The sequence below is a fragment of the Luteitalea pratensis genome, assembly GCF_001618865.1.
GTDB classification, from domain to species: domain Bacteria; phylum Acidobacteriota; class Vicinamibacteria; order Vicinamibacterales; family Vicinamibacteraceae; genus Luteitalea; species Luteitalea pratensis.
The window spans coordinates 4711909-4728244 of record NZ_CP015136.1 but is presented as its reverse complement, the minus strand read 5'-3'; the positions used below and the strand labels follow the sequence as shown (position 1 = coordinate 4728244).

The following is a 16336-nucleotide window of genomic DNA, read 5'->3' as shown; positions in this document are numbered from 1 at the left end:
CACGCCCACAAGGGGAGTCTCATGTCCGATCCACGTAACGTCGCGCACGCCAAGAAGGTCAGCCAAGAGAAGAAGCACCAGGTCGCAGACGTCGATGGCCACGACGCACGACACGGTCAGCCAGGGAAGAAGAGCGCGGTGGCGACCCCGAAGACGGATCCAGCCAGCGCGTCGGCCACGGTCGGGGAAACGCAAGACACCAGCGCCGACCCCGCGGCTCAGGCGCCGGCGGCCCGCCGCGCCGCGCTCGAGGGGTCATTGGTCGTGCTCGCCCAGTTGAAGGATCTCGAGTTCCATTCACGGGCGCATCTCGAGCGACTCGCAGCGATCCAGATGACCGTGGAGGACGAGTTGAAGCAGACAGACCTGGGCGGCAAAGTCGCCGACGTGTACGCGGTGCAGAGCGCCTTTCAGACCAGCCTGACGACGCTGCTTGAAGCATACAAGGCCGAGTGTGACCGCATGCAGGGCGGCAGCGCGTAGAGCCGTGCGTGTTTTCAACACGGGCGACCTTGCCGAACTTCGATCGATGGTGAAGATAGGGTTCGTATTCGCCCTCGCGCAGGCCCTTGACGTGGCCGCCAACGCGGCGAAGGCTCGCACGACATGCGCGACGTCTCGGCGCGGCTCAGCGGCGAAGGTCGACTGGCTCGAAATCACGTGGCCGCCGCCAAGCGGACGCGTGGAGCGCTCACGGACCTCCCGTTCGATCGTTACGTCACAATCGTCGAGGGCAAGGGACGCGTCGAGGCCTGACACTGCCAAGCCTTCGGCTAGCCAGCATGGCACCGGAACATCGCCGCGGCGCAGTGCGATTCCGACGCAGGTTCAGCCACCGCCGGCGACCTATCGATAGACCCATTGATGGCCCGAAAGAGGCACGTGAAGAGTGACGACTTCTGGTTCCCGGGACGCTGGGTTGGGGGAACATCGCTCGTCGTGGCGCCGCTTCTGCTGCTTGCGGCGTCCTGCTGCGCGTCCAGTTCCATTTCTTCTTTCCGCAACAGCTTGCCGCCTATCGGGCACATCCCACGTTGATCGCCGCGTCGTACGGGTGCTTTCTCGTCGGGAACATCGCGCTCTGGCCAGCGATCGTCACACTCGCGACACGCATTGGCGCCACTAGACCACGCTGGGCGCTGTGGGGCGGGAGTCTCGTGATGTTCGGGCTGTTCGCGAGAACGTTCCACGCCGGCGTCGACCACCTGGCCTTCCAGCTGGTGCGAAGGCAGGATGTGTCGGGTGCCGCCGGCACAGTCGCCGGCTCCTACGGCGCCTTCCATGTCGTGACCGGCCTCACGGCCACTATCGTCTTCGGCTGGATCGTGCTCGCGATTGGCGCCTACGTCGCCGGCACGCTTGGCCTCGTTCGCTCGATCGCCCTGGGCCTGATGGCGGCGCTGATGATTGGCGTTCTCAAGGGCACTTCGCCGATGTCCGTGCTCTCAACCGCGGGCCTGGCGGTCGCGCTCGTACCCCTCGGCATCAGCGTGTTGCGTGAACCCCCGACCCCGTGCGCCGGAGCATTCCTCCGCTGGTACCTTGTTGCGGGCCTGTTCGTCGCCGCCCTGTTCTGTCTCGGACAACTGGGATAGCGCCTGGCGCGAGTTCGTCGCCTTCCAGCGGGGACGAGAGTGAACCAGCAGCTCACCGCCGCGATCGTGGGATGGCTCAACGGGGTGGTCAACGACAGGGGTCAATAGCGAACGATGGAATCCGTCGGGCGAGACAGAATGTGCTTCGCATGCTCGTATCCTTCCGATTCTTGACCCGCTGGTTTGGCGAACACCCGATCGCGGGCTTCCTTCTGCTCACCTTCGGGATCTCGTACCTGATCGGCTTCCCGGCGCTCATCACCTATACCGCCTGGGCGCCGCCGCAGCCGCGCGTGCTGCGGACGTACGCCTCACGCGTCCTCGTGGTGTATGGCCCTGGCTTAGCCGCGATCCTTCTTTCCCTTCTCGCTCAGGGCCGTCCGGGGGCGACGGATCTTGTGCGCCGTCTCGTTCCTCGCCGCCGCGATTTGCCGTGGGCCGTGTGGATCGTCTTGGCGGGAGCCGTCAGCTCCGGTCTCGCGCTGGCGCGCGCGGGAGTTTCCTTCGGTGAACTCGTGGGCGCGATCCGTTCCGCCGGGCTCCTGCTTCTCACCCACTGCGTCCTGCAGATCCTGATCGTCTCGATCGGCGAAGAACTCGGTTGGCGGGGCTGGCTTCTGCCCCGGCTATTGGAACGATTCACTCGGCTTCGGGCCACCCTCCTGACGGCCGCTGCGTGGGGGCTGTGGCATGGACCCCTTCTCCTGTCGCCCCCCAGGACCACCGCGCTCTTCCTGTTCGCGGTTCTTGGGTTGTCGTTTCTATTCACCTGGACTTGGGTCCATACCGGTCAACGCCTCTTTCTTGTGGTGCTCGCTCACGCGACAGTGAACGCGCCGATGTTCTTCTGGGAAGACGTCGCTGCGCTCGGCTCGCATACGGGCGCCACGCGCTCGGCCTGGTATGCGCTCGAGGTCATGTATGCCTTGGCGGGGTGTGGTCTCGTGCTGGTGACTCGGATGTGGTGGGTGCAGCGCCCGACCCATCACCTCACGCCATCACTCCACGGGCAGCCTGACCTCCACGGGTGAGGCAGTCACCGCGACGTCCTTCAGCACGGTCCCGCGCCAGTTCTCCTTGACGCCCACGTCGAGGACCGCCAGTCACCATCGAACGCCGGGAGCCGTACCCTACGATCCGGTCTTGAAGCAGCCGGAGCACTGGGCACGTGACTTCGATCTCGCCAGCGCGTTCAAGGCCGCGCTTGGCGGGCCCGACTCGTCAGCAATCAGTCGGTGACGAGGCCTTGGGTTGAGAGAACTACGACTCCAGAGTGAGCCGTGCACCAACGCCGCGTCAGGGGCTCGTCCCGCTCACGTGCCACGGCCGCCGGACTCGTGGCGTTCGCACAATGATGGCAGAACGCTGCCCGGCAGTTCCGTCACATGCCACGCTCCGTGTTCTCACGCATGGATGACAAGAACTCGCGTAGGAAAGTACTGAATGTCCGTGCAGGCAGCCCCGGGTGGGAGCGCGGACCGATCGGGTCGGTCCGCGTTTCGTGTGACGGCACTCGCTCGCGCGCCGTAGCGCGGTTTCAGCGACAATGGCTGCCGACACGAAAGGCGGTGACGGTGGGTCGCGTGCCGGTGAGACCGGGAATTGCCGGATGCTGAAGCAGCAATTGTGGGCGACGGCGGTCTGCGCCGCGACCGTGCTCATGGCGGTCGCGAGTCCTGGCGGTGCGACCAAACCGAACATCATCGTCATCCTCGCCGACGACCTCGGGCCTGGCGATGTCGGGGTGTACGGCGGCACTCTCGTGCCGACGCCTCGGCTCGACGCGTTGGCAGCCGAAGGGACGCGGTTCACGCAGTACTATTCGGCGTCGCCGATCTGCTCACCGTCGCGCGCCGCTCTGATTACCGGACAGCACCCGGCGCGCTGGCGCATCACCAGCTTCCTGCAGACGAGGCAGGGGAACGCCGGCGCCGAGATGGCCGACTCCCTCGACCCCCGCGCGCCGTCGCTGCCGCGAGCCTTGAAGGCGGCGGGGTACGCCACGGCGCATATCGGCAAGTGGCACCTCGGCGGCGGCCGCGACGTGACCGCACCGCCGAAGTTCGCCGCCTACGGGTACGACGAAGGCGTCGGGACCTACGAGAGCCCTGAGCCGCATCCCGACATCACCTCCACCAACTGGATCTGGGCCGACCAGGATGCCGTCAAGCGGTGGGAGCGGTCGGCCTTCTTCGTCGATCGCACGCTCGACTTCCTGGACCGGCACCAGGGCACGCCCGCCTTTGTCAACCTGTGGCTCGACGATCCACACACCCCGTGGGTGCCCGACGCGTCGTCCGATCGGAAGGAGACGCCCGCCAACCTGAAGCCGGTGCTGGCCGAGATGGACCGGCAGATCGGCCGCCTGCTCGACGGTCTGAAGGCGCGCGGGCTGGAGAACGACACGCTCGTCATCTTCGCCAGTGACAACGGCGCCCTGCCGACGTTCGACGGGCAGCGGTCGGCACCCTATCGCGGGCACAAGCTGGCCTTGTACGAAGGCGGCATTCGCATGCCGTTCATCGTCCGCTGGCCCGGCCACGTGCCGGCCGGACGGGTCGACTCGCGGTCGGTGCTCATCGCCCAGGATCTGTTCCCCACGTTGAGTGCCGTCGCCGGTGCGGCGCTGCCGCGTGACGCGCGGCTCGACGGCCGCAACGTCCTGCAGGCCTGGCGCGGTCGCCCGCTGCCGTCGCATGGTCCGCTTTTCTGGGAGTACGGGCGCAACGACGAGTTCTTCAAGTTCGGGCCCGATCGCAGCCCGAGCCTGGCGGTGCGGCGCGGCGACTGGAAGCTGCTGATCAATCCGGATGGGTCGCGCGCCGAGCTCTACGATCTGGCCACCGACCCGAAGGAGTCGAGCAACCGTGCCGCGGACAAGCCGGACGTCGTGACGGCGCTGACAGACCTGGTGATGGCATGGCGGGCGAGTTGGCCGGGGGGCAGATGAGGGTGAGATCGAGCAGGCTCGTGTTCGTCGCGGCGTGGATACTGAGCCTCGCGCTCGCCGTGTCGGCGGCGGCCCAGACGCGCCCCCCCGACATCGTCGTCTTCATCTCCGACGATCACGGCGTCCTCGACTCGACCGTGTACGGTTCGAGAGACGTCAAGACGCCGTCGATGGATCGCCTGGCGAAGGCAGGCCTCACGTTCGATCGAGCCTTCGTGGCGTCACCGAGTTGCGCGCCCAGCCGCGCCGCCCTGCTGACTGGCCTCATGCCGGCGCGCAACGGCGCCGAGGCGAATCACTCGAAGCCGCGGCCGGATCTCCAGACGCTGCCGGCGTACCTCCAGGCGCTTGGCTACGAGGTGGTCGCCTTCGGCAAGGTTGCTCATTACAAGTACGCCGCCGATTACGGATTCGATTACTTCGCGCACGACACGTTCCATGACGACGTCGCCATTGCCAGGGGCATCGCCTGGCTGCGCCAGCGCAAGCCGGGCAAGCCGCTGTGCATCCTGTTCGGCACCAACTGGCCGCACGTGCCATGGCCCGAAGCCGATGGCGGCGATGTCGTGACGTCGCTCCGGTTGCCCAAGTCGCACGTCGACACGCGGCAGACGCGCGAGATGCGTGCGAAGTATTACGCCGCGGTCAGCCGCATGGACACCGAACTGGGCGAGGTCTACGACGCCGCGCGAGCGGTTCTCGGACCGGACACGTTCTTTCTGTTTTCGGCCGACCACGGCGCGCAGTGGCCGTTCGCCAAGTGGACGCTGTACGACGCCGGCATCCGCACGCCGATGATCGCCGTATGGCCGGGCAAGGTCGCCGCCGCGGCGCGTTCGGACGCGATGGTGAGTTGGGTCGACCTGTTGCCGACCCTGATCGAGGTCGGCGGGGGACAGGCGCCACCGCGTCTCGATGGCCGTTCGTTCGCGGGCGTGCTGCTCGGGAGGACCACCACGCATCGCGATCGCATCTTCACGACGCACACCAGCGACCCGCCGATGAACGTGTACCCGATGCGGAGTGTCCGGACCACTGACTGGAAGTACATCCGCAACCTGCAACCGAGTCGAACCTTCACGACGCACATCGATCGCGGCAAGCCGGTGGACGGCGCGGGCTACTTCGCGAGCTGGCGCGACAAGGCGGCGACCGACCCGGCCGCCGCCGCAGTTGTCGCGCGGTATCACCAGCGTCCGGCCGAGGAACTGTACGACCTGCGGGCCGATCCCGAGGAACTGCAGAACCTCGCCAGCGACCCGCGTCATGCCGGGCAGCTGCGGACGCTGCGCGCCGAACTGGATGCCTGGATGACGGCCAACGGCGACCAGGGCCGCGTCCCGGGCGAACCCTGACGCAGGCGGTACGTCGATGTGTGTCGGGTCGGCCGGCGGTGCGCCACAGGACGTGGCGGGCAGGTGAGAAGGGCACCACGCGGGGGGCTGCCCGCCGCGGTGCTGAGCGCCAGGACATTCCGCACGTCTCCGCGCGCGTCGTCGTCACGCCGACCGATGCGCGGAGATCTTGTGTAGCGAGGGAGGCGATGATGGGCCACGCCCGCCTCAGGCCGCCGGCAGCAGCGTTATGACCAACGGCTGCGGGAACTCGTGCGGTGCACGGGCGACTCCGTCTCGCACGAATCGTGGTGTTCCGCGATCGATGGCGCGTGCGTGGCTTGGCGCTTCGCCGAATGAAGTCGTCAGTGTGCATGGAGACGACGAGCTGTACCCAATGATGCTCTGTAAGTTTCCGCGCGAGTTGTCGTAGACGGACGGCGCCTCGCAGGCTCAGCGGCTGCAGGCCCGTTAAATGCGACTAACGTCTGTCGGCTCAGAGGCACGACGTGCTCTCGCCGCCGCTTCATGCGCGCGCAACCGGACCGCGCCGCCGCGCGAGTGGCGGGCCAGTCCATGTCCGGAACCGCAGCGGCCGTTCCGCAACTGCGGGTTACCGCGTCTGGATGACGAGATCTCGCGCGCGAGATTCAGGAAATGTCCGTGGAACCGCCCGGTTCTCCGCAACGTCCGCGACGCGAGTTCAGCCGAAGGCGAGCAAGAGGACAGCTGGGGCGCACCAGTGGTCGAGCGCGTCCTTGCTACTCTTCGGGCGTCGTCCGCTCGGCGTAGTCCTCGGATGAGGCCGGATCGAGTTCCCATCGGTGGGCGTCGCGCTCGGCCTCCTTTCCCCCCGGGTCGAGAGTCTCGTTGTCGGCGTACGTGACGCCCAACGCCTTGCCCATCGACTCGACGTCGTTCTGTCCAGGCGTGGCCGTGCTTCCGCCGACCGTCTCGTCGCCGCCGGATTCGGCATCCTCCCAGCGAGCATCGACGTCGCCGCCCGACAGCGTCGGGTCGGTCCCGTGATGCTGCTCGAGCCGATCGACAAGCTGTCGGCTGCCGGCTGTCACGTCGGCAACAGGTGGCTCTATCTCGTCGTCGATACCGTTCGCGTTCGCGTCGCGCTTCTCGTCAGTCGCCATTTTGGACCTCCAGCAAACATGATGCGCCTTGTTCGCGCTGGCCGGACTATGCAGTCCTGCACTGTCGAGGTGCGCGGCGACAGGGCTGCCACGGGCTGTCCAAGGCGCCCTCAGGCCTCCCGCGCTTCAGGACGGTGAACGCCTCGGTGTTCATCGTCCCGTGCCGAGTCAGGCCACTCCTGACACCTCCTCCAGACACATCGGTCTGTCGAGTGCCTGCCCACTTTGCGGGCTGCACTCCCGGACCACGCAGCGTACGGATCGGGACTGCGGAGCCGTTGGCGTGTCAACGCCGGGCGAAAATCTGACAGATCGACGAGGGGACGAGCCTCAGGACGTCGCGACGTCCTGACGGGGGAGCCGGCGGCGAGCCGCCGGCGCGTCGTCGTGTGCGGCGTGCAGGGTCTGCCACAGCTCGGTGTGCTGCCGCATGCGGTAGCTGTTGCCGCGGATCGTGACGAGGTGGCAGTGGTGGACGAGCCGGTCGATCTGCTCCCGGCGCAGCGAGGGCTGAAAGGTGAAGTCGAAGTCGTGGAGCTGCTTGCCGGCCGGCAGGCGACTGGAGCGCATCGCCGCCTGCAGCCGCCGATTGTTGCGTAGCTGAATCTGCGCGGTGAGCAGCTGCTCGATCGCATCCGCGGCCGTCAGGGCGCCGCCATCCACGTCGCGCAGGATCGCGTCGAGGGCTTCCAAGGCGCCGGGCATGCGCAGGTCGGCCAGCATTTGCCGGAGGCGATCACGGCGCGAGAGCGGGGCGGTCTTCATGCGAGGCCTCCCGTCAGCTGGGCGTAGGTCGCCAGCGGGCGCTTCTCCACCGGCACCACCGGCGGCACGCGCCGCGCGGCCGTCGAGGTCACGGCCGGCGCATCGAGCACGAGCGAGGTGTAGCGGTGTGGGGACAGCGGCAGCAGCCGCCGTCGCTCGTCGCGCTCGAAGCGCTCACGGGGCGGCTCCAGCGTGGTGCCGTGCCGGCGCACATTGGCGACGCGCTCGAGCCAGTCGGCGCACTGCTGCGCCAAGTCGGCGTCATTGAGGAAGGTGCGGCCGTACACGAAATTGTCGCGGACGTAGCGCACGGGCCGCTCCACCTTGCCTTTGGTCTGCGCGCGATAGGGCCGACAGGCGCGCGGGGTGAAGCCCCAATGATGCGCAAAGCGCAGGAACTCGAGATTGCGGATTAACGCGCCCCCTTGCAGCCGCAGGTCGCGCGTGATCACCGCTTTCATCTGATCGAAGAGCAGCGCCTGCGGCACGCCCCCGAACGCCAGAAAGGCGTCCTCCAAACCGGTGGTCAGCGTCCGCATGTCCTGCCGCAGACAGAAGCGACACCACAGCAGCCGCGAGTAGCCGAGGACCACCAGCAACGCGTAGCGTTTGCCCCACGGGAAGCGGAACTCCGCGAAGTCGACCTGCGCCTGCCGTCCGGCCGGCGTCTCGAAACGCACCACGGCCTCGTATCCGGCATCGCCCTTCGTCAACACCAGCACTTTGGCATCCCCCGGCAGACGCATCGTGAGTTGTCCCTCGATCCCGAAGCTGCAGGTTCCGGGGAGGGCGACGCCCTCCTCGGGGCGCCGCAGCCGCGTTGCGGTCCTGCCTTTGCTGGGTGCGGCGGGGATCCGCATCTGCAGATCGAGTCGCCAACCATTGGCATCCGGATGGGGTATCGCGGTACCGCGCAGGAAGAGTCCTTCTGCATCAGCGTCGGGTGGCCCGCCCTCGCTGGAAAGACGCGCGTACCCTTCTGCCGTACCGTTCGAGACGAGCACGATGGCATGCCACTAGCCATCGGCCGGCGCCGGCATCCTGAAGTTGAATCGCTGCTCGTTCGAGCGAGCGGTCAGCCCATGGACACCCCGGACCTCCCTCAAGGTTTCGCGGAACGGCGAATCTGGCGATGCGGAACCGAACGTCGTCTGGCCGCCAGACGCACTGCCGATCTCGACCGACCAGGGTGGAGCCCCGAGACGGCCGGTCGGATCGTCCATGGTGATGCGCACGTCGTGGGTGACCCCGACGGCGCCACATGCGGACAGGAGAGACACTGCCGGAAGCGACAGGAGGCGCATCAGCGTGAGGATGACGCGAGTGCCGCACGTCATGGGCGACCTGATGGACCCGAGCGCGGCTGTGCCGGGATTCGGACCCTCGTCTCGAGCTGCAGGCCGGGCGCATCCTTGCGGTGCCGCACGACAATCGGGAGCTCCTCGCTGTCCTCGTCGGGCTCGACCCGCCCCCAGCGACAGAACCGCGCGCTGCCCGTTCCGCTGAACCCGCCCAGCGCATGGTCGACGCGTGCCAGCCAGTAGCCGTCGGCGCGCAGCGACGGCAAGACGAGCCCGAAGACCGTGCTCCGGTCGCCCACCAGCCGATCCTGGATCCGCCAACTCTCCATCCTGCTGCGCACCAGGACCTCGAAAGGTTTATCCGGTCCCGCAGATCCAGCCGTGCGTGTGGTGCGGGCCTGCTCGGGTCCGAAGTAGGGATTGAAGACGGCGACGGACCAGGGCGGCGGTCCGAGCCGCCCGGCCGGATCCTCGAGGGTGATGATGAAGCCCGACTCGGGGCCGGCCAACATCGAGCAGCCGCTCAGGACGAGGGCAAGAGCGCAGGCAATGACGACGCCGAGCGGTCTGGCGAGCACGGCTGGATGGTAGCGCAGCCGGGGACCGAGCCGCGATGCAAGGCCAACGGCCACGCGGCTGGACCTTAAGTGCCATCTCGCAGTTGAAGCCCGCGTCCGCGCAGTCGGTTGCTGGCGGTGACACTCACGCCTCTCATGCCCCCGGTGCGGTCGGCCCGGGCGCGCTCCGCCCACTGGCGCAGGGGCGACTCGGTCAGGTCCAGGTCGCGGCCACCGCGCCCCCGACTTACCCTCGTCGAGGACCAGCGAATGGCCAGGGCTTTGGGTAGGGCGGACTATGAGTCCAGGTCGAGCCATGCACCAACGCCCGTCGCCGCATCTGCCCGTACCCGCAGGGCGTCGTTCCGCGGTGGCTTGGAGTCCCGACGATCCGCGCGCCGGGCGCGGCACTGTGACCATTGACGGGGGACACGCGTGTCGACGTCACGAGTGACATTGCGCGCCCCATCAGACGTCAGGGTGCGTTTGGTGTCTGGACGGCGTCCGCTGCCGGGTGGGCTCGCCCGATCCATCCGAGTCCCCAGATGCCGAGCAGGAAGAATGGCAAAGGGATGAGCGCGAACAGGTACGCAGCGCCGGGACGCCGCTCCACGTACGCGCGACTCGGGTCGCGAGGATCGATCGCGCACGGTACGGTCGCGCCGACCGCGTAGGTTCGATCGACCGCTGCGCGAACGCGGCACGCGCACCCGAGAGAAGGCTATCGGTGCCGAAGCCCTGCGCGACGCGCTGGCGCGCGCCGTCCATGTAAGTGACCGCGAGCCGCGGCCGGTACACGGTCGAGGGACGCGATGACGTGGAGGTCGACGATGAGGATGTCCGTGCGTCAAGGAGGGCACCGAACCCGAGCCATCCGAACACTGCGACGCCTGCAGCTGTGACGCCTAGGCCGCCCACCTTCACGACCGACGGCGCCACTCGCGTGTCCACGTCCACGACCAGTGTCAGGTAGGTCGCGTCGCGGCTCCACGCACGCAGCTCGACGCGCACCGAAGCCACGCTGCCCGCGTTCGGCGCGGCGATGAAGCGCAGCCCGCCGCCCGCGCCTCACCACGCGGTACCTTGCCCTCCCAACGTACGACGCGGCGCGTGGCGTCGAGGGACGCACCCTCGAGCCCGGGCGCATCGACGAACATCGCGCCGCCGGCCACCTCGAACTCGACGACCGCCGACGTCGCTTCACCCGCATTTCGGATGAGCAAGCCGCACGTGAGGACAGCGCCCTGGGCCGGAGGGGCGCTGACGAGCGTCAACGTGGACCCATCAAACGGGTCGGCCGCGTGGGCGGTAGAGGGCAGCGTCAGAAGCAGGCCGAACGTTGCCAGAAGTCGGGAGTCGAGTCGCACTTCCTTACAACGCAGGTGCCGGGGCGTGGCGAACGAGCCGATCCGCTGCGCCGCCGTGGCCGTCCTTGCGGGGCCGGAGGTGTCGAGTATCGCCTGCAGCCTCTTAGTGTGGGCGTACGTTACGCGCGCGACCGATACACGGACGATATTTTTTTCGCGACCTCCACATCTCGGTCGGTAACCCTGCCGCCAAGGTCGTACCGCGTCAGCTCGAAGGTCACCTCTCCATACGCAATACGCACGTCGGGGTGATGGTCCATGGTTTCGAAATACACGACGAGACTGTTCACGAAGCTGAGTGAGTGAACGAAATCCTGAAACTCGAACGTTCGCGAGAGCTTGTTCTGAGCGAGCCTCCACCCGGCCAACCGCGGCATGATGACGCGGAGTTCCTTGGCGGTCAGGATCTTTGGCTTGTCCATCGCAAAGACAGGGAAATGCAAATGACGAGCCGTGTTGCCGCGTGAAGGCTCGGGCGGCGCCAATCAGACGTGGCCCGAGGAGGAGCCGTCCGGCATTGCAGTTCTCCCGACTATTCGACTTGTGCAGGTGTCGCGAATGCTCACCCGCGGCCGTCTTCGGCGTTCTCTTCCATCCTCTTCAGCTCGGCGACCCCATCGGACGCCCCGGAGTCGCTGCCCGTGGGCGTCATCGCGGACGGGCCTTGGTTGTCGAATCCATCAGGGAGAGGCCGTGGCTACGTTGCCCTTGCCCTCTTCACGAGCGTCAAACTGTCGAGGTGTGCCTGGCGAAGTCATGTGATGCCTCCGATTCGCAAGTTGCACGTGTCATGCCGAGGCCCACGAGCACTGGGTGCCTGCGCCTGTCGTGCTCTTGCTCGAGGGGAGGTGGAGAAAGCCTTCAAGGCGTTGAACGCTGTTGAAAGGCGCCCGCGTCTTCACAATTCATTGTTCTTCTTGGCGGCGGCATACATCGGCGCGAGCATCGGTGATGGCGCCCAGTCCGGCCCTACGGAGTGGCCAGGCGCGGCGACATCGCCCTCCGGTCCGACGGCCCGCGGCAGCAGGCGGTGTACGAGCGACATCGCATCACTGAAGAGTTCGGGCACGACTGCGCGCGCGAGAATGGCGAGCTTGGCCTGAATCGTGATCACAAGCTCGGCGTCGCCACGCCGGCACGCATCGAGAATCCGACGGGCCGCTCGTTCGGCGCTGATGGTGACAACCGGCAACGAGCTGGCGACAGCAAACCACGAGTATTCTTTCGATCGTTGCCCCTTGAATGCCGCGTTGACCGGCGATCCTATCCGCATCAGGCCTGGACACACGGTGGTGACGAAGATGCGCTCGTGCGCGAGCTCAGCGCGAAGGCCATCACTCAGCCCGGCCAAGGCGAACTTGCTCGCCGAGTATGGGACCAGGTGGGGGACGGAGATCCGTCCGCCGATGGACGAGATGTTAACAACCCTCCCGCCTCCCTGATTTCGCATGTGCGGCAGCACCGCGAGCACCAGAAAGAGCGGACCCCAGAAATGAGTCTTCATTGCGTCGTCGAAGTCGGACAGCTGCATATGCACCAGCGGACCGACCTGGATGATTCCGGCGTTGTTGATCAGGACGTCGATGGCCCCGTAGTGCCTTACCGTCTCCAAGACGGCGCGCTCGACATCCTCACGCTGGCCAACATCCGCACACACGACAAACACCTCTGCAGACCGGTGCCGGTCGCGGATAGCGTGCTCAGCTCTCCGTAGCTCGCGCTCGTCGCGAGCAATGAGCGTAAGTCGCGCGCCTTCGGCGGCGAGCTGACGCGCAAGGACGAGTCCGAGACCGCGCGATCCGCCGGTGACGACAACCGATTTGCCGCGGAACGCAAAGACCCGTCGAGATCCCTTTGCGCCGTAGGCGATGGCTGACGCAAGTCCAGCAGCGACGAGCGCCAGTCCGGTCCTCCTTGCTCTACCGCTGCTCATGGTTCATTCCCTCAAGCGATGTCCAGTGCCGTCGTTAAGATGACGCGGCCAGTAGACCCCTTATGGCCATGACCTAGCGCTTCTTGCTAGCGCGCTTGCGAGGGCCCGAGGCTTTGCGCGGTACCTTGGCGCCCTCCTCCCGGGCTTCGTTGAGGCCAATCGCGATCGCTTGCTTGCGACTCCTGACCGTCTTTCCCGAGCCGCTCTTCAGCGTGCCCGCCTTCCGACGTCGCATCGTCGACTCGACGCTTTTCGACGCGGCCTTGCTGTACGTCGCCATGTGTTCCTCCCAGTGCTCCGACGGCGGTTCAATCACCTGCAAACAGCGGGCCGTGACGAATGGGCCTCCGGATGTAGCGTACATCCCCGCGCCCTTCCGCCGACCGAGACAGCTGTCACCTGCGCGCTCGCGCGGCGCACCGTGTATCCCGCGTGCATCGAATTGGGCTCGAAAGCGCCACTCAGGGCCTGCGCAGACGAGCGAACTCGAACAGCGCGTGATCGCGCGACTTCACGCCCTGCCACCGCTCCAGCAGCAGGCGAGCTGCCAGGGAGCCGAAGGTCATGCCATTGCCGCCGTAGCCCAGGGCGAACCAGTGACGCGGATATCGACGATGGGGCCCGATATAGGGAAGGCTGTCGGCGGTCACTGCGAAGAGTCCCTCCCACACACGCTCTGTTCGCACCGTGGCCAGGGCAGGCAACTGGGCGTCAAAGTACGCACGCAGATCGCGTGCAGCTGTCCCGGAGTGTTGACCACGCTGTTGGCCGGGCTTTACCAGACGGTCCCCGCCGCCCAGGAGAAGTCGATGATCCGGTGTCCAGCGAGCATAGTGATACGGCCGCTCGGTGTCCCAGACCATGACGTCGGACAGACCGACGTCGTCACGCTGGCCAATGTCGAGCGGCTCGGTCGCAAGAACATACGTCCGATACATGCGAAAACGTCCCGCCAACGGACGAAACCGGGGCGTCGCGTAACCGGTCGCGATGACCACGCGGTCCGCGTGGAGCGTCCCGTGACGGGTGCTGATGCACACACCATCAGGTGTTTTTTCGATCCGTCGTACTTCCGACCGTTCGAACACATGGGCGCCCGCGGCTGAGGCAGCGCGGAGGATGCCGACACACGCGCGATACGGATCGAATTGCGCGCTGGCCTTCGTCAGCACCGCGCCATGGCCCGTGATGCCGGTCAGACGGCGAAGTCGAACGGGGCCAAGCCACTCGGACTCGAACCCCAACCGCGCACGAAGTTCATGCTCCTGACGAAGACGCTCGGCTGCCTGCGCGGTCGTCGCGTAGTAGACGGCATCTCGCATCTTCAAATCGCAACGGATCCGACGACGCTTCAGCAACGCAATCAATTGATCGACCGATTGATGGCTCAACTCCCAGATCCGCCGGCTGCGGCGGACGCCATACCGATTGGTCAGTTGCGTGAGCTCGAGGTCCGGTTCCTTCAGGAGAAGCGCGGAGCTTGCTGCCGTGCTGCCTCTCCCGACTGCCGCAGCTTCCAGAACCGTCGTGGAGATACCTGCCGTCGCGAAGGCGTGTGCGACCAATGCGCCGGTGATTCCACCACCCACGACAGCGACCGCCGCGTCGTGTCGACCCGACAGGGCTGGATACCGTTGTTGGCCGCGTGCAGCGTCAGCCAGCCATAGAGGCTGTCCGACGCGCAACGGTCGTTGTGGCGCGCTCAACGACGGCACCCTGCCGACCGATCGCGCGACCAGGCCAGCCATCCCGCCAGCGATCCGTCACTATCCGCGCATGACCGGGGTTCCTGCGTCACCATTCCGCAGCCCGCGTCTCAGTCAACGTCGGAGAGTGGCGTTTCGGCCGGTCCGGAGATGACTTTGCCAGACGTCGTGAACCTCGATCCGTGACAGGGGCAATCCCATGTGCGCTCGGCCGCATTCCAGCCCACCGTGCAGCCCATGTGCGTGCAGATGGCGGAGCGCAGCGTGGCGGTGCCAGCCGTGTCGCGATACGCCGCGACCTTGGCGCCATTCCGTTCGATGACCTTTCCCTGGCCGCGTCTGACCGCACGAACGGATTTCGCGTCGGCGCCGGCAAAGCGATCGCGAATCATGTAATACGGGTAGTCCACGTTTTCCTTGACGTAGTCCCACAGGCCGCGGGTCAGCGCTTTTCGACTGGGATCGAACAGCTCGGTCCACGGGTTCGAGCGCTCGAGGATGGCGTCCGAGATGATGACACCAGCCAACGTCCCGAACGTCAGGCCATTGCCGGCGTATCCGGTCGCCGAGTATTGGTGGTCGGCGCTCTGGCCGATGTACGGCAGGCCATCGGGCGTCTCGATGACTTGGCCCGACCAGCGATGCGTCAATTCGATATCCGGAACGATTACCCGGAGATGCTCTTCGAGGCGCCGATAGCACGCCTCGGTATCGTCCTCTTGCCCGGTCTTGTGGTCTTCGCCGCCAAGCATCACCACGTCGTAGTCCTGGTGCGGATCGACGCGAACGAACTGGTAGGGGTCACCTGTGTCCCACCAGAGCGCATCCGGCACGACACCGTTGGCAACACGCCCAGCGATCACGTAACTGGTGTACAGCGCCAGCTTGGTCTGAAACAGGGTGGCGCCCGCCGTGCCGCCGAAGCCCACCACGGGATTGTGGGTCGCGATGACGACGTCGGCACACGTCACCGTATGGCCATTGGCCTTCACACGGCGTGGGCCCTCGCAGAACTCGTCGGCCTCGGAATGCTCGTAGATGCGGCCCCCGAGTGCCACGATCGCCTTCGCCACCCCCGCGAGGTACTGGCGCGGATGGATGCGGGCTTGATTGGCGAAGCGCACGCCTGGGCGGCCCACCAGCGGTACTGACTCGATGTATTCGGCATCGAAGCCCAACTCACCGGCCAACATCGCGTCGGCCTCGAGGTGCTTCCGCTGATCGCTTGCGCCGTCGCCGAACCGTGCGTGGAGGTAGCCGTCCACCCACTCGAAGCCCGCGTCGATGGCGTGCTCACGAACGATGTCGTCAATCGTGGCGATGGCGGCGAGCCCTGCGTCCCACACCGCTTGCCCATGGCTGCGTCCGAAGTTCGTCACCAGCGTGCCGAGACGCGTGTCGGTCACCATCGTCAGGTGCGCGCTGGTATGTCCCGTGTCGATCGCGGCACAACGGCCACGTTCGAGCACGACGACGCGTGTGCCGGCCTTCGCGAGGAGGTAGGCGGTAGTGAGACCGGTGATCCCACCACCGACCACGACGACATCGGCGTCGGCATTACCGGCCAGCTTGGCAAATTGTGGAAACGTGGCCGACGTCGACCAGTACGGGGTGGTGTCATGCTGTGCGGTGGCCATCGTCATGCCTTTCAACGTCTTTGACCGTGATGGGGGGCATGTAGAG

General features: G+C 66.5%; 16 protein-coding genes. 6 read left to right on the top strand and 10 right to left on the bottom strand.

Annotation, left to right across the window (positions count from 1 at the left end; all coding sequences use genetic code 11):
• The first annotated feature begins 21 nt into the window (after window positions 1-21).
• The 6 genes from LuPra_RS19605 to LuPra_RS19585 all read left to right on the top strand — a co-directional run bounded on the left by LuPra_RS19605 (window position 22) and on the right by LuPra_RS19585 (window position 5900).
• Entirely contained in the window at window positions 22-483 is a 462-nt protein-coding gene (locus LuPra_RS19605; protein ID WP_110172315.1) for a hypothetical protein, read from the top strand.
• Window positions 484-606: 123 nt separating this feature from the next.
• Window positions 607-756, top strand: coding sequence for a hypothetical protein (locus LuPra_RS32090; RefSeq protein WP_157899433.1), 150 nt, complete (start codon window positions 607-609; stop codon window positions 754-756).
• A 278-nt stretch (window positions 757-1034) separates the two neighbouring features.
• A complete protein-coding gene (locus LuPra_RS19600; protein ID WP_201792158.1) occupies window positions 1035-1595 on the top strand; it encodes a hypothetical protein in 561 nt (186 codons plus the stop codon).
• 149 nt (window positions 1596-1744) lie between these two features.
• Window positions 1745-2626, top strand: a complete 882-nt coding sequence (locus LuPra_RS19595; protein WP_157899432.1) for a CPBP family intramembrane glutamic endopeptidase — start codon at window positions 1745-1747, stop codon at window positions 2624-2626.
• 578 nt (window positions 2627-3204) lie between these two features.
• On the top strand, window positions 3205-4545 hold the full coding sequence (locus LuPra_RS19590; RefSeq protein ID WP_110172313.1) for a sulfatase-like hydrolase/transferase: 1341 nt from the start codon (window positions 3205-3207) through the stop codon (window positions 4543-4545).
• Between the two features lie 2 nt (window positions 4546-4547).
• Window positions 4548-5900, top strand: coding sequence for a sulfatase family protein (locus LuPra_RS19585; RefSeq protein ID WP_157899431.1), 1353 nt, complete (start codon window positions 4548-4550; stop codon window positions 5898-5900).
• A gap of 740 nt (window positions 5901-6640) precedes the next feature.
• On the opposite strand, the gene LuPra_RS19580 is transcribed toward LuPra_RS19585, so the two are convergent.
• From LuPra_RS19580 to LuPra_RS19525, 10 genes are all read right to left on the bottom strand, one after another.
• A complete protein-coding gene (locus LuPra_RS19580; RefSeq protein ID WP_110172311.1) occupies window positions 6641-7024 on the bottom strand; it encodes a DUF6335 family protein in 384 nt (127 codons plus the stop codon).
• Window positions 7025-7354: 330 nt separating this feature from the next.
• Window positions 7355-7747, bottom strand: coding sequence for an ATP-binding protein (locus LuPra_RS19575; RefSeq protein ID WP_157899430.1), 393 nt, complete (start codon window positions 7745-7747; stop codon window positions 7355-7357).
• Window positions 7748-7785: 38 nt separating this feature from the next.
• Complete coding sequence (gene istA, locus LuPra_RS19570; protein WP_110172309.1) at window positions 7786-8793, bottom strand: IS21 family transposase; 1008 nt, start codon at window positions 8791-8793, stop codon at window positions 7786-7788.
• Window positions 8794-8805: 12 nt separating this feature from the next.
• Window positions 8806-9126 carry a hypothetical protein gene (locus LuPra_RS19565; RefSeq protein WP_110172308.1) on the bottom strand — a complete coding sequence of 107 codons (321 nt, stop codon included), beginning with the start codon at window positions 9124-9126 and terminating at the stop codon, window positions 8806-8808.
• Window positions 9123-9668 carry a hypothetical protein gene (locus tag LuPra_RS19560; RefSeq protein ID WP_157899429.1) on the bottom strand — a complete coding sequence of 182 codons (546 nt, stop codon included), beginning with the start codon at window positions 9666-9668 and terminating at the stop codon, window positions 9123-9125. Before LuPra_RS19560 ends, LuPra_RS19565 begins: the two co-directional genes overlap by 4 nt.
• A 1465-nt stretch (window positions 9669-11133) precedes the next feature.
• Complete coding sequence (locus tag LuPra_RS19545; protein ID WP_110172304.1) at window positions 11134-11436, bottom strand: 4a-hydroxytetrahydrobiopterin dehydratase; 303 nt, start codon at window positions 11434-11436, stop codon at window positions 11134-11136.
• Window positions 11437-11912: 476 nt separating this feature from the next.
• On the bottom strand, window positions 11913-12947 hold the full coding sequence (locus tag LuPra_RS19540) for an SDR family NAD(P)-dependent oxidoreductase (RefSeq protein WP_110172303.1): 1035 nt from the start codon (window positions 12945-12947) through the stop codon (window positions 11913-11915).
• Window positions 12948-13020: 73 nt separating this feature from the next.
• Window positions 13021-13227, bottom strand: a complete 207-nt coding sequence (locus tag LuPra_RS19535; RefSeq protein ID WP_110172302.1) for a DUF6496 domain-containing protein — start codon at window positions 13225-13227, stop codon at window positions 13021-13023.
• A gap of 181 nt (window positions 13228-13408) precedes the next feature.
• Entirely contained in the window at window positions 13409-14695 is a 1287-nt protein-coding gene (locus tag LuPra_RS19530; RefSeq protein ID WP_110172301.1) for an NAD(P)/FAD-dependent oxidoreductase, read from the bottom strand.
• A 68-nt stretch (window positions 14696-14763) separates the two neighbouring features.
• The gene (locus LuPra_RS19525) at window positions 14764-16290 is read right to left on the bottom strand and encodes an FAD-dependent oxidoreductase (protein ID WP_162271450.1); all 1527 of its coding nucleotides are present in this window, start codon (window positions 16288-16290) and stop codon (window positions 14764-14766) included.
• Window positions 16291-16336: the final 46 nt, after the last annotated feature.